Annotated in this window: 21 protein-coding genes; 4 read left to right on the top strand and 17 right to left on the bottom strand. The window is 58.4% G+C overall.

What is annotated here, in order from left to right; all coding sequences use genetic code 11:
- Positions 1 to 239 precede the first annotated feature (239 nt).
- The 7 genes from ACOYW0_RS03770 to ACOYW0_RS03800 form a co-directional block, all read right to left on the bottom strand.
- Positions 240 to 446: a hypothetical protein gene (locus ACOYW0_RS03770; RefSeq protein ID WP_180147034.1), complete on the bottom strand. Its 207-nt coding sequence runs from the start codon at positions 444 to 446 to the stop codon at positions 240 to 242.
- 120 nt (positions 447 to 566) lie between these two features.
- Positions 567 to 2441 carry an ABC-F family ATP-binding cassette domain-containing protein gene (locus tag ACOYW0_RS03775; protein WP_482417236.1) on the bottom strand — a complete coding sequence of 625 codons (1875 nt, stop codon included), beginning with the start codon at positions 2439 to 2441 and terminating at the stop codon, positions 567 to 569.
- Between the two features lie 214 nt (positions 2442 to 2655).
- On the bottom strand, positions 2656 to 3093 hold the full coding sequence (locus tag ACOYW0_RS03780) for a MaoC family dehydratase (RefSeq protein ID WP_180147028.1): 438 nt from the start codon (positions 3091 to 3093) through the stop codon (positions 2656 to 2658).
- Positions 3094 to 3182: 89 nt separating this feature from the next.
- Positions 3183 to 4298, bottom strand: coding sequence for a class III poly(R)-hydroxyalkanoic acid synthase subunit PhaC (gene phaC / locus ACOYW0_RS03785; protein WP_482417237.1), 1116 nt, complete (start codon positions 4296 to 4298; stop codon positions 3183 to 3185).
- A 12-nt stretch (positions 4299 to 4310) separates the two neighbouring features.
- A complete protein-coding gene (locus tag ACOYW0_RS03790) occupies positions 4311 to 5471 on the bottom strand; it encodes a poly(R)-hydroxyalkanoic acid synthase subunit PhaE (RefSeq protein ID WP_482417238.1) in 1161 nt (386 codons plus the stop codon).
- 393 nt (positions 5472 to 5864) lie between these two features.
- Positions 5865 to 6248: a hypothetical protein gene (locus ACOYW0_RS03795; RefSeq protein ID WP_482417239.1), complete on the bottom strand. Its 384-nt coding sequence runs from the start codon at positions 6246 to 6248 to the stop codon at positions 5865 to 5867.
- 134 nt (positions 6249 to 6382) lie between these two features.
- The gene (locus ACOYW0_RS03800; protein ID WP_482417240.1) at positions 6383 to 6943 is read right to left on the bottom strand and encodes a LysM peptidoglycan-binding domain-containing protein; all 561 of its coding nucleotides are present in this window, start codon (positions 6941 to 6943) and stop codon (positions 6383 to 6385) included.
- A 310-nt stretch (positions 6944 to 7253) separates the two neighbouring features.
- Between ACOYW0_RS03800 and ACOYW0_RS03805 the strand changes: the two genes are divergently transcribed.
- Both ACOYW0_RS03805 and ACOYW0_RS03810 read left to right on the top strand, forming a co-directional pair.
- Entirely contained in the window at positions 7254 to 7460 is a 207-nt protein-coding gene (locus ACOYW0_RS03805) for a cytoplasmic protein (protein ID WP_482417241.1), read from the top strand.
- 147 nt (positions 7461 to 7607) lie between these two features.
- Entirely contained in the window at positions 7608 to 9398 is a 1791-nt protein-coding gene (locus tag ACOYW0_RS03810) for an ARMT1-like domain-containing protein (RefSeq protein ID WP_482417242.1), read from the top strand.
- 85 nt (positions 9399 to 9483) lie between these two features.
- Here the strand turns inward: ACOYW0_RS03810 and ACOYW0_RS03815 are convergent, their stop codons facing one another.
- Positions 9484 to 10161: a response regulator gene (locus ACOYW0_RS03815; protein ID WP_180147010.1), complete on the bottom strand. Its 678-nt coding sequence runs from the start codon at positions 10159 to 10161 to the stop codon at positions 9484 to 9486.
- Positions 10162 to 10385: 224 nt separating this feature from the next.
- Positions 10386 to 10682: a hypothetical protein gene (locus tag ACOYW0_RS03820; RefSeq protein ID WP_482417243.1), complete on the bottom strand. Its 297-nt coding sequence runs from the start codon at positions 10680 to 10682 to the stop codon at positions 10386 to 10388.
- A 657-nt stretch (positions 10683 to 11339) separates the two neighbouring features.
- On the opposite strand from ACOYW0_RS03820, the gene ACOYW0_RS03825 reads away from it, so the two are divergent.
- Positions 11340 to 11915 (top strand): hypothetical protein, encoded by a 576-nt coding sequence (locus ACOYW0_RS03825; protein ID WP_482417244.1) that lies wholly within the window; start codon positions 11340 to 11342, stop codon positions 11913 to 11915.
- 173 nt (positions 11916 to 12088) lie between these two features.
- Here the strand turns inward: ACOYW0_RS03825 and ACOYW0_RS03830 are convergent, their stop codons facing one another.
- From ACOYW0_RS03830 to ACOYW0_RS03840, 3 genes are all read right to left on the bottom strand, one after another.
- The gene (locus ACOYW0_RS03830) at positions 12089 to 12679 is read right to left on the bottom strand and encodes a TetR/AcrR family transcriptional regulator (RefSeq protein WP_482417245.1); all 591 of its coding nucleotides are present in this window, start codon (positions 12677 to 12679) and stop codon (positions 12089 to 12091) included.
- A gap of 54 nt (positions 12680 to 12733) precedes the next feature.
- Positions 12734 to 13063, bottom strand: coding sequence for a PilZ domain-containing protein (locus ACOYW0_RS03835; RefSeq protein ID WP_482417246.1), 330 nt, complete (start codon positions 13061 to 13063; stop codon positions 12734 to 12736).
- 274 nt (positions 13064 to 13337) lie between these two features.
- Positions 13338 to 15152, bottom strand: a complete 1815-nt coding sequence (locus ACOYW0_RS03840) for an ABC-F family ATP-binding cassette domain-containing protein (RefSeq protein ID WP_482417247.1) — start codon at positions 15150 to 15152, stop codon at positions 13338 to 13340.
- Positions 15153 to 15517: 365 nt separating this feature from the next.
- Between ACOYW0_RS03840 and ACOYW0_RS03845 the strand changes: the two genes are divergently transcribed.
- On the top strand, positions 15518 to 15967 hold the full coding sequence (locus ACOYW0_RS03845) for a hypothetical protein (protein ID WP_482417248.1): 450 nt from the start codon (positions 15518 to 15520) through the stop codon (positions 15965 to 15967).
- A gap of 340 nt (positions 15968 to 16307) precedes the next feature.
- Here the strand turns inward: ACOYW0_RS03845 and ACOYW0_RS03850 are convergent, their stop codons facing one another.
- The 5 genes from ACOYW0_RS03850 to ACOYW0_RS03870 all read right to left on the bottom strand — a co-directional run bounded on the left by ACOYW0_RS03850 (position 16308) and on the right by ACOYW0_RS03870 (position 21979).
- Entirely contained in the window at positions 16308 to 16730 is a 423-nt protein-coding gene (locus ACOYW0_RS03850) for a 4Fe-4S binding protein (protein ID WP_482417249.1), read from the bottom strand.
- Positions 16731 to 16742: 12 nt separating this feature from the next.
- Entirely contained in the window at positions 16743 to 18698 is a 1956-nt protein-coding gene (locus ACOYW0_RS03855; RefSeq protein WP_482417250.1) for an aldehyde ferredoxin oxidoreductase family protein, read from the bottom strand.
- A gap of 238 nt (positions 18699 to 18936) precedes the next feature.
- Entirely contained in the window at positions 18937 to 20184 is a 1248-nt protein-coding gene (locus ACOYW0_RS03860; protein ID WP_482417251.1) for an iron-containing alcohol dehydrogenase, read from the bottom strand.
- Positions 20184 to 21428, bottom strand: a complete 1245-nt coding sequence (locus ACOYW0_RS03865; protein ID WP_482417252.1) for an iron-containing alcohol dehydrogenase — start codon at positions 21426 to 21428, stop codon at positions 20184 to 20186. The genes ACOYW0_RS03860 and ACOYW0_RS03865 overlap by 1 nt, the downstream gene beginning before the upstream one ends.
- Positions 21429 to 21451: 23 nt before the next feature.
- Positions 21452 to 21979, bottom strand: a complete 528-nt coding sequence (locus ACOYW0_RS03870) for a hypothetical protein (protein WP_482417253.1) — start codon at positions 21977 to 21979, stop codon at positions 21452 to 21454.
- Between the last annotated feature and the right edge of the window lie 213 nt (positions 21980 to 22192).

The following is a 22192-nucleotide window of genomic DNA, read 5'->3' on the forward strand; positions in this document are numbered from 1 at the left end:
GACATGAAAATCTATGATTTGGTGGATGAAGGTTCGTACCGCTTCTTTATGGGGATCGATCCGGTGTCTTAGGTGTCCCTGATCCCGGGTGCAGGGTATCGGCGGGATGGTATCGCCCTCATGTCACATGTTTTTTCCATGTGACGCCGGTACGAACAACTCGTTTAAGGTTAATGCAAACCTCGGAAGATATAAACCTTTTTTATTTTTCGGACATCCTTACCCTTCACAGGACCGGGTCAGGAATCTTCGTCTGTATTTCCCTTGAGCTTCTGGATGCCGCCGCCCATAAGAAGGATACTGATGAGATAAAAACAGAATTTCATCAGCAGGACCGTCCCGCCGGATAGCTCCCGGATTTCCTGAATTTGCCGCGCTTTGGACGGAATGGTAAAAAACATGGCCAGCCCCATCAGCAGCAGCATGGCACCCCAGACTTTTTTCATCGCCTCTCCCCCTTATCGTCTCCACTCAGATACCCGCCGGACGGCCCTTTCCGGCCCTACACCGGACGCATTGGCAAAGGCCCCTGTCACGCAGCCCCCGCAATCTCTTGCCGCACCAGCTTACACAGCGCCGCCGAGTTCTTCAAGCTCCGCGTTGAACGATGCCTCCAAGCGGTCCAGCTCATCGGACAGGGTCTCAAGCACCTCAAACCCCTCGTCGATGACGGCATTGTGATGGTGCAACTCCTTGGACAAAGAGGTAATCAGGGCCGAATCACCGCCCTGGGTGGCTTCAAGCAGAGCCTCATTGATCCGGTCGATCTCTTTTTCACTGGTATCGATGGCCTCCTCGGCAGCGGTCATCTTCTTTCGCAGGGGGGCCGTCTCTTTGTTCCGCCGTGAGATGATGGCGGAACGCAACTTGCGGCTCTCTTTTTTTCCCACGGATTTCTTAGGGGCCTGCGCCTCCGCCTCATTCATGGCAAGGGTTTCCGATACGGCGCCTTCGGGCTCATCGCCCCAGCCCACTTTGTTGAGGAACTCGGCGTAGGTACCGTCAAACACCTCCACCCCGCCGTTGCGGAACACCACCAGACGGGTCGCCACCGCGTGGAGAAACATCTCGTTATGGGTGACCATCACCACCGTGCCGTCAAAGTTGTCCACGGCGGCCATGAGGGAATCGCAGGACTCCATGTCCAGGTGGTTGGTGGGTTCGTCCAGAAACAGAAGGTTCAAAGGCGTCACCAGCAGTTTGCCGAGCATCACCCGGCTCTTCTCCCCACCGGAGAGCACCGAGCACTTTTTCAGTGCCTTGTCCCCTTCAAACATCATGGCCCCGCAGATGTTTCTCGCCTGTTGGCGTTCCACATCGGGGTGGGCGTAGAGGATCTCTTCTTCCACGGTACGCATGGGGTTGATGCTGCTGACGTTGGTCTGCTCGTAAAACCCGGGGGCTGCAGAGGGGTGATGGGTGATGGTACCGGTTTTGGGGGCCAGCTCCCCTGCCAGGAGCTTCAACAGAGTGGTCTTGCCCCGCCCGTTCTGCCCCACCACGCAGATGCGATCCCTTGCCCCCAGGGTAAGGGAAAAGTCGCGGATCAGCTCCGGCCCACCGTCGTACCCGAAGGAGAGGTTCTCGGCCGTGTAGAGCTGCTTGCCCTTGATGGGGCAACTTCGGAAACTGAACCCCAGTGTATCCAGGGAAGCCAGCTTGTCTTTTTTCTCCATTTTGTTCAGGGTCTTCACGCGGGACTGCACCATGTTGGCAAGGCGCGCCTTGGCCCGGAATCTGGAGATGAAAAGCTCCATCTCTTTTCGCTTTTTCTCGTCGTTGAGACGGGTCTTCTCGTAGATCTCCTCTTCCTGGGCGATCTGGGTGTAGCAGGCCTCGGTGTTGCCCGTGACCTTGCGGGCGCGGCCCCTGTGGATCCCCACCGTATGGCTCACCACACGATCCATGAATCCCCGGTCGTGGGTGATGAGCAGCAGCTCACGTGGCCAGGCCTTCAGAAAGCCCTCAATCCAGCGGATGGAGGTGATGTCCAGGTAGTTGGTGGGTTCGTCGAGGAGCAGCAGGTCCGGGTCGGAGACCAGCACGCGTGCCAGGTTCAGGCGCACCTGGAACCCTCCGGAAAAAGAGCCGGGATGTTTTCCCATGGCTTCCTGGGAGAACCCCAGACCCGCCAGGATCTTCTCCACCTTCCAGAGCTGATCCGCCTCATGCTCGGGCAACCCGAGGGCGGCTTCCGCAAGGACCGTCTCTTCGGTAAAGCGGATGTGCTGCGTTACGTAACCGAGGCGATAATTTTTCGGAATGGTCACCTGGCCCGAATCGGGCTCTTCTTCCCCGGTAATCAGTCGAAAAAGGGTGGTTTTTCCATGGCCGTTACGGCCCACCAGCCCCACACGTTCCCGTGTGTTGATCTTGAAGCTGACGTCATCAAAGAGTTGCTGCCCACCATAACTTTTGGTGATATTTTCGAGGTTGACCATCGTTGTCCCAAAATTGCCTTTCGTTCCGGTTGATTCCAACGCTTCCGCAGAAAATATGCGGGTTATATCGGAGGGCTGTCCCCTTGTCAACGCCGGGGCAGGATCCCGGAGTTCCGTCAAACGTCCCGGTCACGCAAAAAAGCCCCCGGTTCCCCTGCGTTAAGGCTTGGGGTAACGGGGGCTCTCATGGACACCGGCCTGTGGCGGTGATCCGTCAGGAGGCCTTTGCCGCTCTTTTTTTCATGGGACTCATCAGGGCGGTCCCCGTGATCACCACGGTGCCGTCCTGATTGGTGCAGACCGTCTCAAGGATAACGCGATTCTTTTCGGCCATCACCTCCACCACCTCGGCCCGCGCCGTGATGGTATCGCCGATGTACACCGGCGCCGTAAACTTGAGTTCCTGACTCAGGTAGACGGCCCCCGGCCCCGGCAGGTGCGTTCCCAGCACATTGGAGATAAGGCCGGCCGACAGCATGCCGTGGGCGATGCGCCGCTTGAAAAACGTCCCGCTGGCATAATGCTCGTTCACGTGGGCCGGGTTAAAATCCCCCGTCACCCCGGCAAAGGTATAGACATCCGATTCAGAGATGGTCTTGGCCACCTCGGCGTGATCCCCCACGGCTATGTCATCGATGCTTTTCCCGTTCATGCCCTCTCCTTGTTCGCCTTACCGGTTCACCGCAGGCAAGGCTCTCCACAAGAAAGCAGCCTTGCCGGGGCTCTTCTGGCCCTGACGTGTCAAGTTGCAGACGTCCAGGCCGACAGGCCTCGTCCGGTCTCCCGGTCGGCCAGCCACTGGATAATCTCCGGCGCAAACTCCTTCTGGGACCTGGAGCTCACGTAGATACCGATGTGCCCGGTGTCGATGCAGAGATCCCGGGCATCCCGGCTTCCCACGGCACTGATCAACCGGTTGCAGGCCTCCGGTGGCACGAGGTGGTCCTTCTTTCCGTAGATGTTGAGAAGGGGCATGGTGATGTTTCTTAGATCCACGGTCTTGCCCCCCAGGACCATCTTGTTCTGGATCAGCAGGTTTTTCTGATAGCAGTCCGTGATAAACTGGCGGAAGGTGGCCCCGGGGACATCGGGGCTGTCGAAAATCCATTTTTCCATCCGCACGAAGTTCTCGACAAAATCCCTGTCCCCCATGTTCCTGGCAAAGTTGTTGTACTTATCCAGCATGAGACGGGCCGGATTCAACAGGAGAAACCCCAGGTTCATGACATCCGCCGGCATGTTCCCCCAGGCGCCGATGAGCTTGTCCACGTCCAGTTCCCTCATCCAGCTGTGGAGAAACCCGGCATCGGTGTCGAAATTTGTGGGGGTAACGGTGGTGATGAGGCTGTTGACTTTTTCAGGGTGAAGCGCCGCATACATGGTGCTGAAGGTCCCCCCCATGCAGATCCCCATCAGGTTCAGGGCGGAGAGTTCCTCCCTTTCCAGCACCACGTCAACGATCTTGTCCATGTACCCGTTCACATGATCGTCGATGGTGAGGTGCTGGTCCTTGCGGGTGGGGTAACCCCAATCCACCATGTAAACGTCCAGGCCGCTCTCAAGGAAGATCTCCAGCACACTGCGTCCCGGCTGAAGATCCAGCATGGTTTCCCGATTGATCAAGGCGTACACCACCAGCAGGGGCCGCTGAAAAGCCTTCCGCTTGGTCTGTGCACGGTAGTGCTTCAGCTTCACGCGGTCGATCTCGAACACCACCTCAAAGGGCGTATCGGCAATGGTCGTGTCGAGCTCCGACTCAAAGACCTCCATCCCCCGGCGTGCTCTGTCCAGACTGTCGGTACCGTACGCCATCAACGAGGTGAACGCATCCACCACAGGGTTTGCCATACCTTCCATGGAAGCGCCCTCCTATGGGGTTTTCCCGGCTGGTTTCGCCGTTGGTTTTGTCGGTTTTGAGGCCTTGTCCGGACTTTTCGCCGTCACAGGCGCAGACTGTTTCCCGGCGGGGGTCGCAGTGCGGGGCGTCTCTCCGGGCTTGGCCGGGGCCGACGGCGCCTTGGCTGTCTTTGCAGCCTCTTTTGGCTTCACAGCCGCTTTCGGTGCAGGCTTGGCTGCCTTGGGGGCGGCCTTGGGCTTTGCCGCTTTTTTTGGGGCGGGTTGCTGGGCTTGCGCAGCCTGAGTCAGTGCCTCCACAGAATTCTCAAGGGATGAAAGCGTCTTTTTGATGCTGTAAAGGTCCCTGTAAAGGTCGTCCAGGTCGTTTTCCGACGGGACGCCCATCAGTTTTAAAAAATCGCTGATGAAATTCTGACGAGCCATGTTGAACTCTCCCATGGCCGAAACCAGGCGTTTCAGGAGCCCCAGGTACTCCTCGGAACCGTACAGAGTGAAGTAGCCCTGCTCCAGCTCCTTGAGCCATGTTTCGTACACGGATTCAGGGGTCAGGGTGCGACGCTGCTCGTCGGTGAGCCCCTCAATGGTGACCTGCACCATGCGCATGGACTGCTCCAGGGGGGAGAACATGAGGAACATGTACTCGCCCAGGGTCAACAGGAACTGGTTTCCCTTCTCCACCACTTCAACAACCTTCTCCTGGTAATTTCGCGAAAGCCCCAGGGGAGGAATGGAGATGAACCGGTTCATCTCACCGGACATCATCTTGAACATCTCTTTAAAGGTGCCTTTTCCGCTGAACATATCCGGAACGCCCATGCCGAAGGCCTGCTGTCCCCATCCCATGGAGGGGCTGAAGCCATCGCCCATGGAGACAAAATTCTCCCAGCCACTCTTGGCCATTTTCTCAAACTGTTTGAAGCCCTCTTCCCTTACCTTTTCAAACTGACCGGCAAAGGTCTCCGGCGTACACGACTCCTGAAACTGTTTCCATGCGTCCATGGCTGGTTCCCAGGGCTCCCAGGGGTTGTACTCACCGGATCCCGTACCGCCTGCGCCAGACTCCTGGCCGGGCCAGGTAAAGCCCGCCATGCCCTCCCAAAATCGCGTTGAATTCCTGACCACCGCATCCATAAACTGAGAGGGATCCATTCCTTTTGAATCTTTACGGGTCATGTCCTTTTCCTTCTTTCATTATGCAATCAGGTTAACGTGCTGAGACCAAAGCAAAGGAAACAGCCCAGCCGAACAGAAAGGCTCGGGCTTTCCTGTGTTCATCGTTGGGCGTGGCAATGACGGATTGTGTGGCTGAAAATCGTAAAGCGCCTGCCGGTGAAGGCCAGGAGGTTGCCGGGGTCGAGAATGGGAAAAGAAGGAAGGCGAGCAACTATGGGTTCGAATCGGCGAAGCATCCCCGGGAACCTGTGCACCGTTTATACCACTAAAAGCAGGAGCCCTGTCCATAAGGCCCACATCTCAATTTTTCGTGGAGATCTCCCAGGCGAACGAAATCACGGGACAATCCCCCGAAAATAGCGGGATAATCCTCCGGGAAATCATCACAGCCCGCTACCGGTCGCTGCGAAGGCCCTTGTCCGACGCAGGGTGACAGGTGCGAAGCGTCTCTTCAAGAAAGTGAAGCTCTTCAGACGTAAACACTTGTTTGGTTCGACAATATTCTGACTGGCGGGTGGCCCCGGGGCGGGGAGAGGGATCGGCGGCGAGTTTTTCGACCTGCTTCAAGGCATCGTCAATCACCTTGATCAACGCTTGCTGCCGTCTCTCGTCGAGGGGATTGGAAGCATGGACGGTGTAGGCTTTACGGCCCCCTGACAAGCGGGCCGACCTCTCCCCGTCGTTTTCGGAGCACGGCGGATCCAATTCGTTGATGAGACGCTGGCACGTGTCCATCAACGTATGAAACCGACGGGAGAGAAGGGTTGTATCATCCATGTTGTGCGGCTTGTCCATCAGTCCCTGGCCTTGGTTATGGGGTCAACCGGCTGTTGGTATGGAACGGAAAAACTGACAACTGCAATTCTAATGAAACCGGGTACAGGCGAAGAGGCGTTTGATTTTATATCGTATTATTTGACCCGTAATCGTTGACCGACATAGATACGGGTTTTGTCTTTCAGGCCGTTCATGTGGATCAGTTCTCGCTCGGAGATGTGATATCTCTTGCTGATCCTGTATAGCGTCTCGCCTTTTTTTACGACGTGATAAGAAGAACGCGATGAAACCACGGGCCTGACGGGCAAGGCCCTTTTTTCTACTTTTACTACGTTATCTTTCGTTTTGACGGGATTGTCAACACTTTTTTCATGGCGTTCCAAACGCTTAGCAACCCCCACCACAAGGGATTGGAGTCCGTGCATCTGCTGCTTCAGGGTAGCGATCTCCCCCGGGTCACCCTGCCCCCCTTCAGCCAGGAGGCTTTCAAGCTTGAGAAGCCGGGCATCCAGCTCCCTGACCTGTGCAGCCAGCGCCTCCGAGGCGCCACCCGCCGCCACGGGACCTGCCCCCTCCCCGCCTCCGCGGGATACCAGAAAAATCGAGCCCATAAGACAAAAAAGGCCGACACATACCAGGCCCACAGTTTTCAACGAAATAGACTTAACCATCACTTCCCCGATCGATCTGAACATTCTTCGCCCTTCAACAAGCATCAATCCATTGCCGCACATCATCATTATTTTGGGCACCATGCCTCTTTGGGCTGGTATTTTGGCAAGGCCCCCGGTTATGATAAATATGTAGCACAGCACCGGCTTCAAACCCAATTGAAAAGGGAACAGGGAGCCGAACCGCCGGCCCGGATAGACACGCCCATAATTATTTCGGCCTCTCCGGCCCCCGGGTAACAAGACATGAAAAATCAGACAACCCATCAGGAGTAACGGCTTCACCATGAGCAAGCATACTTACCGTTTTGTTGAAGAATATACTGGAATTGCAATGTATGGATGGGATCTCGAAGGAGATCTCGACACCCTTAAATACTACCTTCAGAAGTTTTCCGACGACTCCTTCCTTGATCTGATCATGAAAAAGCTGGACCAGGAAGACCGCGACGCCATCTACAGCCTCCTGACGTCCCTTCTGAAAAAACATCTCACTGAACCGGAGTACCATCGCCACTTCCTCAAAGACGGCACCCATTGACACCGGTCGGCCGCCACCGACAAGCCCATCAATCACACTGTGGAGGTACCCCTTCCGGCCGGGAGATAATCCCGATCCGACGGGGATTCCACGGGGTTGACAGGCGGTTTTCCCCAACACCCTGAAAAAACCGACGGGAGAAAGACAATGCACCCTGCCCCCACCTCATCAACGGGCACCTACACACCGGGTCTCGACCCGGACACCGATGCATGGTTCACCACCTTTGTTCTTGAAAATCACCTGGACTACTTTGCCTATCCCGGAGAGGTCGCCACCCCGGAGCAGGTGAAGTTCATGGTGTTCCTCGATGAAAAGGAACGTTACTTTCCCTGTTCGGAGGCCACGTTCCGGGAGGTGATGAGCCGCGATCCTTCTCCCTACCTCCAGCAACGATATCTCACCGCCTTGAACCACATCCTCGACCTCATCGACGCCACCATCGAGGACCCCAAGGAGAGGGCCTACCTGACGACCCTCATCAAAACCAAATACGCCCACGAGACCCGTGATGAAATCATGATCCCCTCCCGGGTAGAAAAACGGCTCCTGCGCATCTTTCTCAACCGCACCCACATTGCCGATCCGTTTCAGGAAACCAAGATCAAGCGCAACGAAACAGCCGCAACATTCCTGGCTTCGCCCCTCTTCCGAGAGGCGTTCCAGCACATCGGGGATGCGGACATGACCCCGGCCCGGGCCATGACCCAGGTGCGGACCCGCCTCGACCACATGGCCGTCAGGCGATTTTTGAGCCTCCTCACAGCCCCTGAGATCTGGACGGGCAACCAGCCCTGCCCGGACACCGAAGAGGCTATTCAGGCCCTGTTCCAAAAGCCTGTTTCGGGCAATGCAGCCGACACGTTCTTCGACTTTCTCGGCATCCCCGCTTCCGGGGAACGCCACCAGGGCACCGAGCGGCGCACCCTTTTGTGGCTTGCCGACGAATCCGGCGAGGTCATGGTGGACCTGGCCCTGATCCGCTACCTGGTCAACCTGGGCCACAAGGTGGCCGTTGCTTTCAAGGCAGGCCCCCTCTTTTCCAAGGCCGAAATCCTGGGTACACAGGAAGACCCCACCCTCATGGAGGCCCTGGACGGCTCGTTTTTCATCCGCAGCGACTCCCTGACCAAAAACCAGCTCGTGGATATCCTGCGCCAGGAAAGCGACCTGCTGGTCCTCTCAGACGGGACCCACGAAAAACTCAACCTGCTTCTCACCTCCACCACCTTTGCCCGGCTGTTCAAAGAGGTGGACTGCATCGTGGCTCGCGGGCCGGAACAGAAAAACCGCCTCTTCGATACCCCCTTCCATTTCACCCAGGATGTCTTCAGCATCTGTGCCGACACCCGGGGGGTGACCATCGACTTCAACCCCAAGTCCCCCCAGGCCATCAAATTTTCCCACAAGGACCTGGAACGCAAAGCTCAGACCATCATCAGCGACATGAAAGCAGCCAAGAAGAAGGGCATGGCGGTCTCCTTCTACAGCGGCATCATCGGATCCATCCCGGGCAAAATCGATGTGGCCAAAAAAATCATGACCGTCTTTATCGCCCACCTTGAAGAGCAGTTCTCCCAAACCCACATCATCAACCCGTCCCTCTACTATGAACCGGGAATGGACGCAGACGACCTGATGTTCATGTGGGAAATCGTGCAGCGGAGCGGCTGCATCGACATCTGGCGTTTCCAGACCTACCAGGACATCGTCACCGCCTTCCAGCTCATGGGCCAGAAGGTCCCCCCCGAGTGGGTGGGCAAGGACGCCACCTACAGCACGGGGTGCACCAAGGAGATGAAAATCGCCATGGAAGTCCAGCAGGTGCACCCGGAGATGCAGATCATCGGCCCGGCCACGGAGAAATTCATGCGGCGCCGGGACTACGGCATCGGAAAGATGTACGACCAGCGCCTGGGACACGTGTCCCACGAATAAGGCGCCCCCAAATAAAAAACGGCGCGTTCGATTGACTCGAACGCGCCGTTGCATGTCTGTTTCGCCCTCCCCCACGTTGGGGGCTTTACTCCTTCCAGAGCTCCACGTCAATCAGGCCAAGCCGGGCGGCATACCGCACCAGCTCCATGGTGGAATGGATACCCAGCTTCTTCATGATGTTGGCCCGGTGATTCTCCACGGTCTTGGGGCTGATGCACAGCTTGTCGGCGATCTCCTTGGGGGTGGACCCTTCGGCCAGAAGGCGCATCACCTCCTGCTCCCGGGGTGTGAGGGAACCGTAATCCGCATCGGTGATCTTGGCGTCCTTCACCGGAAACTTCATGAGCTTCTCCACCACCTGGTGGGACACGGAGCTGTCCAGAAAATATTCACCCTTCAGCACGGACTCAATGCCCTGAATCAACCGATCCGAAGCCGAATCTTTGGCCACGTACCCCGTGGCCCCGGCCTGAAAGGCCTCGGCAATGTAATCGATTTTGGAGTGCATGCTCACGATCATGATCTTGGTCTCCGGCAGGTAGGAGCGCATCTCCGTCGCCACCTGGACCCCGTTGATGTCCGGCAGCGATATATCCACCACCGACAGGTCCGGCTTGAGCTGGCGGGCCATCTTCAGGCCCTGTCGACCATTTCCGGCCTCTCCCACCACTTTAAAACGCTTGTCCCGTTCCACAATGGTCTTCAGCCCCTCCCTGAACAACGGATGGTCATCAATTATCAAAATATGTTTTGTCTGACTCACGGACGCATCTCCTCTGACTGTTCGGACATGTTGGCCCTTGCAAGATGGGGAAGTCGGTGGGGTCTTCCGTCAATTCGCATATTGCGAACGTTTGATCTTCTAAAAAAAACTTGTTTAGTAATAAAAAAGAGGGGGGCAACTGTCAATAGAATAAATCGGGAGTCGGAGCCCTACATTGTGATACCAGGCACCGCAGGGCAATCCATGCGCCTTTGTGGTCGGAGTTAATTGACCGTATGGGACCTGACGGAAAACCCCATTTCGCTTTCAAAGAGCCCCACCATCATGTCGAAAGTGGTCTCGTCGAGGATGGAGGGCGGCCACCCGCGGCCCTCCATCGCCTTGTTGACGATGGCCACGGTAAAGCTCCCGCCGTCCCGGATCACCTGGAACACATCCTTGACCATCCGATGAATCTCATCCGGAGAGTGCCCTTTTTCAGCAAGGTGCCACAAAAGAGAGGTACACAGACGGGCCCCGTCCTTGGCTTGCCCCCCCTTTCCCACAGGAATCTGCCCCATACCCGCTCCTTTCATACCGGTTGCGAAAACGTTTACAACCCGCCCCGCTTCGCCGGTATCCGAACGTATCGTCCGTGATTGACCTGAGTCCTTCGGTGCCACAGGCGTCAAAGCACAACAGCACCATTCCGTATCGGCGAAATAACAAAACCGCCTCCACGATAAAAAGGTACCAATGCGACAACAATCTCCATTTTCCCGAAGTACCGTGATGTCAAAAGAAAATTTTGAGGTGATCGGCGTCGTGCAGCAAGAGGTTGGGGCACGGCCCCGGAGAAGGGATCAATGGGCGAAATTCGCAGCAGAGATTGACGCTCACGATCATACGATTGAATGATGACGTTTATCCATGAGACAACCCCATCAATTCAATGGGGGCTTCTCCCGAAACTGCTGGTAATATCCCGCTTTACATTATAATCTAAAGGATATATATCTGGGGTCCATAAGACACAGGTGAATTGAAGATTGTTCTCCCCAATTCAACAGACGAACCAGAAACGCCCGGTTCTCCCGCTATTCGCAACAACACTCCTCCGGCGTCAACGGTATAAGCAACATCAATCGATTCATCCCGATTTACAATCGATTCATCGTCCGCCCGGGCTTTTCCCGGCCTGTGGTGGGACGACGGTACACACCGACATGGAGGTACACATGAGTGAATTCCTGAAAACCGTAAGAAACACACAGGGACGTTATCCCGGTAAGCGCGGCGGGAACTATACCGCCGGAAGCGGATACTATAACCAGGACCGCCGGGGCAACGAAAGACGCGGACAATCCCCACGGGGACGAGACCAGGACAACCGGGGATACAATCGTCAGGACGACCTCCTGACCCCCATACGCCAGCTCCTTGAGCAGGTCACGGAAAACCAGAGGATCCAGGAAGGATTTCTCGAGCGACAGACCATCGCATCCGAAGAGGTCGCCGCAGCATTCATCGACATCGTCAAAATCCTGGAACGACTCACCGAAGGGGCCCCCATGCCGGCCCCCCAGGAGACGGCGGCCCCGGCAGCACCGGTGAGCCTGACCCAGCTCACCGACGACCAGCTGCTCTCCCCTGCCGACGAACGCAGAGAAGCCATCAAGATCATGAAGAAGCTGAGGAAAAAAGGGGCAACCTACAAGGAGATCGCCCACTTCCTCAACGAAAAGGAGATCCCCACCTTCTCAAACAAGGGCCACTGGCACGCCCAGACCATTCACAGGCTCTGCAACCAGTAGGGCCTGGAAACAGGAAACCATCCAACCCCAGGGAGACGGCCACCCCGGCCAATGCCCTGAGGTTGCGGTTTCCCCACCCCGGATATCGGTCTGGTTGGGCCTTTGTTTCACCGGCAACCTCACCCCGGGCACCGCGCCCGGGGTTCTTACCCTCCAGCCTGAAGAACGCCCCCTTAGGATTCACACCCCATTCCCGTCACAAGCGATGCTGCCACCTGGGCCAGTTGCCGGTAGCGCAGCCTGTCTTCGCAGGTCACGGACTGAATCACCAGCCCGTCGAGCACAGCCACCAGGAGCCGGGCCAGGCCGTCGGGAAAGGGGCGACCGCCCGCCATGCGCAGATACCCGTCTTCCACAAGCTGAAACCACTGCATGTACGTGGATTCCAGGCGTTCCCTTAAAGCGGGGTTACCGGACAGGGATTCGTTGATAAGGTAGAGGTGCAGTCGGCTTCGGGTCTTGGAGCCCAAAAGCCCTTCAAACAGAATCCCCAGGACGTCTTCCCACACGGGATGCTCGTCCCCGGTCTCCATCATGGCAAACACCTTTTCCGTGATCTGGGCCATGTGGATGCCCGCGATATCAAAAACAAGATCGTTTTTCGTGGGGTAATAATAATAGAGGGTGCCCTTGCTGATGCCGGCTCTGCGCGCAACCTCAGACAAGGTGGTCTTATCTACGGATTTTTCACTGAAGCACTGCTGTGCCGACGCGATGATCCGATCTTTGCTGTCGCCTTCCTTCAGGCCCTGTTTCACATTCACCTGCCACCGAAATACCCTGCACCCCGAATGGAAGACACGGAGCCGCCCAGGGAATTACAGGCTGTTGATATAAGATTTCAATTTGTCCAGTTCCATGGTGTTTTCACACATAAAGCGAACGGCAAATCCATTGTTTCCTTTTCTTACAACATCACCGGAGAGCTTGACAAGGTCCACACCGGAATAGTCGGAAAAGAGCATCTGGACCCTCTCGCCCGTGGCCGGCCCGTTATCCGATTCGATAAAGACCCCGCCCACGCTGATATCCCGGATGGGATCTGAATAGACCCCTTCGGAGAGGGCATAATCCACATCGGTAAAAAAACAAAGTTTACGGTCATAGGCCCGCTTGGCAACCCTGCCGTCTCTGTCTTGTGTTGTCATCGGAACACCCCGCTTTGTCTTGGTAAACGGTTATGATGCGATGCCCCGCAAGGAGAATCGCTGCGCCCCGTGCCCTGAGGCACCGGAGCGATGACTTCAGGTGCCGTTGACGACCGCATCAACAGTCAGGCGCATCGCCGGGAAACGCCATGGGCCGATCTGCGCGACATCACCACGGTGTCGCAAGGCGTCCGTTGCCAAACCGGCCCGATGGCACCTTATGCATAAAAGTATATAGAATTCAAATTGTTGTGTCCACTCTCAATTCAGAGAATCAGACGCCGGCCTCATCCTCAGCCTTGAGTTCCTCAAGGGTTTCCCAGCGGCTGTACAGGGACTCCACCTCTTTCTGGGCCTCGCCCAGGGCCCCGCAGGCCTCCTGGAGGGCCGCCGGATCCGAGGCAATGGCAGGATCGTTCACCCGGGCTTCGAGATCCGCGGCCAAAGCCTCGGCCTCACCGATCTTCTCCTCGATCTGCTCCAGCTCATACTTGTGCTTGTAGGTGAACTTTTTCTTTGCCTTGGGCTCCTGCCGCACCTTTTTCTCCGGTGCCGCCTTTTTCTGCACCGGCTTCGGACTGTTTTCCCGCCCCCATTGCTCCACCCCGCTGCAGGCAAAAGCGCCCCCCTTGTCCAGGAATCCCAGCATGGACGAGGTGACGGTCTCCATGAGGTACCGATCGTGGGAGGCCAGAACCACGGCCCCCTGGAATTCACGGAGGCTCTCCTCCAGCATCTCAAGGGACGGGATGTCCAGATCGTTGGTGGGTTCGTCCAGAAGCAGGACGTCGGCGGGCTGGCGCATGAGGCGCGCCAGAAGCACCCGGGCCTTCTCTCCGCCGGAGAGGCGCCCCAGGGGCAGATCAAGCTGGTCGGGGGTGAAGAGGAATTTCTTGGCCCAGGTAACCACATGCAGGGGGCGGCCCCGGTAGATCACCGAATCGCTGTCCGGGGAGAGCGCCTTTCTCAGGGGCATCTCAAGGTCCAGGGAGTCCCGCTCCTGCTCAAAATGGACGATACGGAGTCCCTCGGCCTCGCGCACAAGCCCCTTGTCCGGGGCCTCCTTACCGCAAAGCTGACGCATAAGGGTCGACTTGCCCGTGCCGTTGTTCCCCACCAGCCCCAGGCAGGTGCCGGGGGAGAGCACAAAGGAGAGCTCCTCAAAAAGGGTCCGGTCTTCAAGATGGCGTGCAAGGCCCTTGGCCACCACCAGCTGCCGGGTCTTGCGCTGGGTGGAGGTAAAATCCAGGTCCATCTCCCGGTTGCTGCGGTTTCGGGTCCTGACGTCGGCCAGTTCCTCTTCCATGCGCTTTGCATTGTCGATGCGGAACTGGGCCTTGGTGGTTCGCGCTTTGGGACTCCGGGCAAGCCACTCCTTCTCCCTGCGCATCACCGATGCCAGGGCGCTCTCCTGTTTTGCCTGGCTGGACAGCAACTCGTCCCGGCGACGCAGAAACTCCTTGTAGTTGCCCTCAATCTTTAAGTACCCACCGGGGTACTGCTCACCGAGTTCCACGGTGATTCCCGTGACATTGGAGAGAAGGGCCCGGTCGTGGGTAATCATCACGTAGGCAAAATCGGCGCGCTTCAATAGCGCCTCAAGCCAGAGAATGCCGGAGAGATCCAGGTGGTTGGTGGGTTCATCCAGAAAAAGAAGATCCGGCATCTTGATCAGAGCCAGCACCACGGCAAGACGTTTTTTCCACCCCCCCGACAGGTTCTCCACCGGTGCGGACAGGTCCGGAAATTCCACCTGCCCGATGAGGTGCCAGGCTTTGCCGTAGGCCTCCGTATCCTCGGCGCAAAAGGCGTCCAGGGTCTCGTCGATGAGGGCTGAAACGGTTTTCCCCTCCTCAAAGTGGCTCTCCTGGGGAAGGTAAACCGCCCGGAAGCCCTTTTTGATGGAGACCTCTCCGGCATCCGGGGATATCACCTCGGCAAACACCTTGAGCAGGGTTGATTTTCCGGCGCCGTTGACGCCGATGAGGCCGATGCGGTCGCCCTCGTGGATATTCATGGATATGTCGGAAAAAAGGGTCCGGGCCCCGTAGGATTTGCCCAGCCCCCTGTATTGTGCGATGAGGGACATATGTCTTTTGCGTCTCTCTTTGTCCTTCGGCCTCCCCGGCACCTGAGATAAACCACCGATACGTGGGAAGCCCTAAAAAAAAGAAATCCCGTCTCCCCATGCAGTTCCCCAGTGGTCAACCACTGCCGCATGAAGGAAGACAGGCCGGTCCGTGTCCAGATGCCTGAAAAATGCCTTTTGTTTTTCTTAAAAGAGTACTACTGTTTTTGCTTTCACCATTTGGTTTTGTCGCTTCTATAGGGGGGACGCGGTGTCGATACGCATCCCACAGCCTGCCACGAGCCCGCTGACTTTACGGGCACTTGGTTCGGACCCGCCCCCCACGGCGACATCAGCGGGGACCCGACAGCAGAAGGCAGACCGGAATGGACAAGAGTAGCAGATATATCGACATGTGCAAAGGGGCCAGGGAGATTCAGGAAACCTGGCAACACAAAACCGGGGACATCTTTGCCACCGAGGAAGGAGAGGTGCTTTTCTGGGTGCCGGGAAAGTACGGCGCCCCTGAGATCAAAAACGGTTTCGGCGTCACGCGGACCGATAAAGTCGTCACCCTTGCCCGCTACACCTGGCTGCCCCGATACAGCCAGCTCATTGAGATTGCCCAGGAGGGCTCCGCAAGCAGCTTCCGGGACGTCACCTTCCACTTCTACACCTGGCTGGACACCCCTTATGGCCCTGAGGCCGCACAACAGCCCAAAGAACTCTTTGCAACCAACGAGCAGGTATGGCTTGCCTATATAATGGAGAAACGCCACCAGAAGGTGTGGGAAGAGGCGGGATGGGTGGAAGCGGGGCTAAGGGCTAAGGGCTAAGGGCTAAGGGCTAAGGGCTAAGGGCTAAGGGCTAAGGGCTAAGGGCTAAGGGCTAAGGGCTAAGGGCTAAGGGCTAAGGGCTAAGGGCTAAGGGCTAAGGGCTAAGGGCTAAGGGCTAAGGGCTAAGGGCTAAGGGCTAAGGGCTAAGGGCTAAGGGAAAAAACTGGAAAGAAGGTCCTTTGTCAAGGAAATACGTGAGCCCCGGTTCACCTGCCCTCTGCCAGGCAGAGCGTGTTTCACGCCCGATCAATCGGCAACCGCCATGCCGATTTACCCGGGGTACAAAAGGTAAATCGACATGGCACTCTGCGTTTCCGCAAGGCAATAGACAGCCCGTTTATCAGGCCACGTCACGGGTGACCAGGGTCACGGCGTCGGCGGGGCAGTCCTCCACGCAGAGGCCGCAGCCCAGGCAGGCCGAGAGGTCTCCCATCTCAGGATAGCCGTTGGGGTCCTTGCCCTGGGGCGCCCCTAAGGCAAGGCAGCCCGTGGGACAGGCATCCAGGCAGATCACGCAGGCCATGCAGCGCTTCCGGTCAAAGACCGGGGCGAGCCACTGGCTTTTTTTGATACGAAGGACCGGGATCCCGAAGGGATCGGCCACGGCCCCGGCCGGGCAGACCCGTCCGCAGCTGCCGCAGTCAATGCAGAGATCCGCCTTGATCTCGTGCGTCTCTTTCTTTTCTCCGGTAATGGCACCGGTGGGGCAGATTCGGCTGCAGGAGCCGCACCCCGTACAGTTGTCGGTAATGGTATACGCCATCTCTTCTCCCCCTTACATCGCCGCTTCGAGTTCCCGGATGGTTTCATCCAGGGGTTTTCCGGTTTCGGGGTCCCATCCGAACTGTGTCCAGTAGTCCCGCATCATCTCCTCAATGGCCACGGTGCGTCCCTTGTTGGCCCCTTGCGACTGCACCGGTCGCCCCAGGGCCCGGTCCGAAATCTTGAAACTCTTCGGTTCGATACCGTGGCGCACATTAAAGGCCTGGCGCAGGGTCTGCACGTTGGCCCCCACCTCCATGTACTCGTTGGGGGTCAGAGTCCATCCCGTGGCCGCGTTGAGCCAGTCGAACAGCCGTACGCGGCGGGCCCCCAGAAAGGTACCGAACAGGCAGGCCCCGGAGCCGTTGACCACGTTCATGAACCGGCTGTTGGCCGCCCCGATGACGGCCTTCTCCTCATCGGCTTTGTACTTGCTTCCCTTCATGTACAGAGGGGTGACCTTGGGCAGACCGTCCACCACCTGCCAGAGTTTGAACATCTCGTAGTAGAGCCCCGAGCCCACGGTGTGCTTGCCCGGTGAAGGCTCCACGCTGTAGTGCAGGGCAAAACCGGGGTCATTCCGGGAGTCGTGCATGGCCGGCTCCTGCCCCCCTGCGTGGACGGCAAAGGCCTCGGAGCCCTTGCCGATGCGGTGGGCCGCCTGTTTGACCCCGTCTGCCAGGATGTGGCCGATGCCTTCACGGGCCACCATTTTTTCGATGAGGGTCACGATGGTCTCGCTGTCCCCCCAGCTGAGGGTCAGGCCCCCGGTGTCTTTTTTGGTGAAGACCCCTTCCTCATAACACTCAATGGCAAAGGCCACGGCGTGCCCCGCGCTGATGGAATCCATGCCCGCACGGTTGAGCAGCTCGTTGAGGTAAAAGATGGAGTCCATGTCCTTGTTGAGGAGCAGCCCCCCCAACGAGAGCACGGTCTCGTACTCCGGCTTGTGGGTCTCTTTGTACTTGCCGTCTGTGCTGCAGATGCCTCCGCATCCCAGGGGACAGGAGTAGCAATGATACTTTACCTGTTCGCACTTGGTAAAGGCCGACGGGCTGGAGCTGCGGCTCTTGAACATGCCCCAGTCCTTACTCGACCCCTTCCAGTTCTTGATGGGGGAGTCCCCCATCTCCACGGACATCTGGTTCATGGCCACGGTGCCCCATTTCTTGAGCATGATCTTGTACAGGATCCCGTCCTGGGCCATGACGCTGGGAAGCCACCGCATAAGGGCCCCGGTCCCCGCCATCATGGGGGCGGACATAAAAGGAGGCTGAAACTGAACCCACTTGTTGCAGATGGCGCTTAAACGCTTCATCTCCTTGCGGTTGTGGGGGACGATGCGTTTGTTCCCGGCCAGCACAAGGGCCTTGAGGCGCTTGGCACCCATCACCGCCCCCAGGCCCGACCGGGCCGCCATGCGCCCGTAATCCGTTGCCACCCCAGAGATCAGGGAGACGCTCTCCCCTGCCGGGCCGATGCAGGCCACACCGATCCTGCGGCCCTTTCTCCCCTGCCGGAAATGGGTCTCCGTCTCCACGGTGTCCTTGCCCCACACCTCGGAGGCGTCACGCAGCTCGGCCCCGTGATCGTCGATGTAGAGGTAAACCGGGGTCTCGCTGATGCCGCGCACAAAAATCCCGTCGTAGCCGCAGCGCTTGATGGCAGGGGAAAAGGTGCCGCCGCAGTTGGCGTCCCCCCAGGCACCGGTAAGGGGCGATTTGCCCACCAGGGTCCAGCGGCCGGTAAATAGGCTCCCCGTGCCGGTGAGGAGCCCGGAGACAAAGCCGATCATGTTGTCCGGTCCCAGGGGATCGGCCCCTGCCGGAATGTGCTTATAAAGCATGTAGGCTCCCAGGCCCATGCCCGAGAGGTACTGCCGGTAAACCCGGTCCGGGATCTCTTCTTCCCGGACGCTTCTCTCCCCAAGATCCACGATGAGGACCTTGCCCATGTATCCGTTACCCATAATGTCTCCCTAAAAAGGCTACGAAAAACAGCCTCCGGCGGCCCTGCCGGGGGCCAAACTTTTGAAAAGTTTAACAAACAGGCTTTAAACCATCATTTCGAGGCTCCGCAAAAACAGTCCAGACACGTTCTCATTAGGAACATTTTTTGCGGAGCTTTTTTTCAAAAAGAGACCCGCTGGAGGCAAACTTTTCCATGCAGGTTAAGCATAGATGGCATTTTTCCGACAGGAATCTGCCCTAAGCTGTCTTCACACGGCTCAGGTCCAGGGGGTCTCCGGCCCAGGATGCTTCCATCACCATGAGGGCGTCGTCGTAGTCCACCTCCTCGGGGTTATAAAAGATGGAGCCGTCACCCAGGGCTGTCCGGGCGATGGCGGGCAGGTGCTCCCGAGTCACCGCCGGGTTCCCGTTGCGATCCGTCACCTCTTTGAAGAAGCGGCTGTGGCGGCCGTCGGTTGCCTCGTACAGGGCCTGGTTAAACTCACGGATGCACGCCACGGTCTTTTCCGCCCGTTTGTCAGGGGCGGTGGCCGCGTAAACAGCCTCCCCTGCGATGGGGTAGAGGAGCTCGCCCGTCCACCGGCCGTTTTTGTGCATGTTGTACTCCAGGCCATAGGGAAGCAGGATGGACATGCAGGTCCCGTGGGCCACATGGCAGACGCCCCCCACGGAGTGGCCCAGGGTATGCACCATGCCCACCATGGAGTTGGAAAAGGCAATACCGGCCAGGTTGGCCGCCGTGGCAAGGGCCAGGCGTCCTTCCTGATCCTCGGGGCGCTTTACCACGTCCATGAGGTTCCTGGAGATCAGGGAGATGGCTTCCACGGCAAAGGCATCGCTGATGGGGTTCTTGGAGAGGCAGGTATAGGCCTCCACGGCATGGGTCATGGCGTCCATGGCCGTTGCCGCCGTCAGGTGGGGCGGCAGGGTCAGGGTCATGCGAGGGTCCAGGACCGCGATATCCGGCAGGAGAAAATGGGAGGAGAACAAAAGCTTCCGGTTCACCGACGGATCGTTGATTACCGCCACCAGGGTCACCTCGGAGCCTGTCCCTGCGGTGGTGGGTACGGCCACCAGGGGCTTCAGGGGACGCTTGAGTACCCCGGCCCCGGAAAAATCAAGGAGGCTCTCCGCCTCTTCGGAGACCATGATGTTAACCCCCTTGGCCGTGTCCATCACCGACCCCCCGCCCACGGCGATAAGGGCGTCGCACCCGGCTTCACGGTACACTGAGGCGATGCGGTGCACAGTGCCCACATCGGAGTCCACGGGGACATCGTCCTCCACGGCAACAGCGGGCATGCCCGAGGCCAGGGCCTCTTCCACGATGGAGACAAGGCCTGCGGCCGCCACGCCCTTATCCGTGACGATCATGGGCTTTGAAGCCCCCAGTCCCTCAAGCAGGGCGGGGATACGCTCCAGCGCCTCATGGCCTGCCACGGTCTTTACGCCGCAAAAAAACTCATAATATCCTGGGTTGTACATTAGGACACCTCCTGTGTGGCTCGGATGGGCTGGTTGTTCGGGTCGGGACGGGTCCCGTCCCAGGCGGAAAGGAGAAGGCTCTCCACCTCCTGGCGCTGCCACCCCTCGGCCATGGCCGCGGCCTGCTCGCACAGCCCCTGCAGGGTCTCCTTCTCCAGGCCTGCTTCGGCAAGGCTCCGCGGAAGCCGGGCTTCGGAAAAGATCCAGAGGCGGTTGATGGTCTCCCGCACCATGGCAAGGGCGGCCTCGGCCCTCTGGTTCACGGGTGTGGCGCACAGCAGGTCCAGATCCGCCAGGGCGGAGAGCAGGCCGGAGAGATCCTGCCCCCTTACCCGGCTAATGTACTCCAGAACCGTGGGCAGCAATACGGCGGCAAGCACCTCACGGGAGGTCCCGGCCGCAGGAGAGAGCACGTCTGCCAATACAAAGGTCAGGCTTTTCCGTGCTTCGGGAAGCAACCCGCCGGAAACCGCCATGGCCGTCACAAAGGCCACCTCCTCCTCACGGGGCCCACCGGTGCCGAACAAACGGGAAAGGCGTCCCCGGGGCGCTTCCGCACGGGTCAGAAGAGGCATCAGCCCTGCCACCACCTGCCGGGCAGTAAGGCGTGCATAGGGCAAGGCCAGGGGATTCGCCTCCACCGGTTCATAGAGGCAAAGGGCCGCGGCCAGGGCACCCAGGCCTGCCTCGACCAGTCCGGCACCGGCCTGTCCTTGAAGCATCCGCGGGTCCACGGCGATGAGATTGGGGCACAAAGACGTTCCCCGGATCACCTGATTCCCCAGGGCAGCTTCCGGAGCAGCTTCCCGGCCCGTCAACTCCAGGGTGGGAACCCAGGCAAAGGGAGCCGTCGCCGAAGCCGTCCCCCCACCTGCCAGGAGCTCTCTCAGGGCCTCGGGCCCTCCCTGGGCAGCCACGGCAAGGCACTTGCCCACATCCGTCACCGCGCCGCCCCCCACGGCAATGACGGCATCAAAGCCTCCTTCGTTGTAATGTCCCCAGACCTCGCGGACGGTCTCAAGGGTGGGCATATCCTCCACGGCATACACCCCGTAGGTAAGCCCTGACCCTTTGAACGCAGATTCCAGGGGCTTGAGCCCGCCTTTGCTGTCCAAGGCCTCGGCACACACCACCATGGGGCGTTGTGCCCCGAACCCGCCCAGGTCAAAGGGCAGGTGTTCCAGGGCCCGTGATCCGGCCCCGATCTTCGACGGAAATATAAAATCCCTCACACCCGTATCCATAACGTGCCTTCCTCCCTCCAGGTTTATAACCCGGTCACGGTTCTCAGATAGACCTTGCTCCGCCCCAGAAGATGTCGGGACCAGGGCCAGGCGGGGTAGCGCTTGACGGCCAGCTTTGCGATGAACTTCGGCAGCAGGTAGACCTGAACGATATCCAGGACCCTGACCACGGCGCAGGCCTCGGGCACGCCGCCGTCCACGTAAAGCCGCGCCCTGGCATTGGCCGTGGGGGTGCTCTCCTGAAACGAAAAGATCATGAAAAAGGCCTGCATGTGCTTGATGGTCATGTCCAGATCAATGGACTCGCCCTTGCCCTGACCGAGGTAGCGTACCTTGCCCCCTGCCTCCTTGCGCACCACCATGCGGGGGCCGTCGGGCAACACCCCCAGGGAGAACGTCAGCCCGTCCGGCAGCGCCTTGAACTCCCGTTTCACGTCCTCATCCACCTTGGAGGCCGCCACGATGGCTCGGCCTACGAACCAGAGCATCAGCGTGATATAGAGTCTTTGAAACACCCTGCGCCCCGCCCTAACCTCTCTGAATTGTCCCATACCTGCTCCTTGAATTCTGTGGTCTGCCTGAACCGGCTTACACCCTGACGAACTTACCGAGCCGAGAACAATGTTCGCTTTTTAGCTAAAAAAATTTACTCTCCGGCCCTCTCCACACCTCTCGGCCAGCTGGCCGACTCCATGAACATATAGCAAAGCAACGAGTACTGTCAAGGAAGCCCGGCATGCCCCAAAAACAAAAAAGCCGACCAT

The organism is Desulfoluna sp. HI9BLuna (assembly GCF_056829775.1).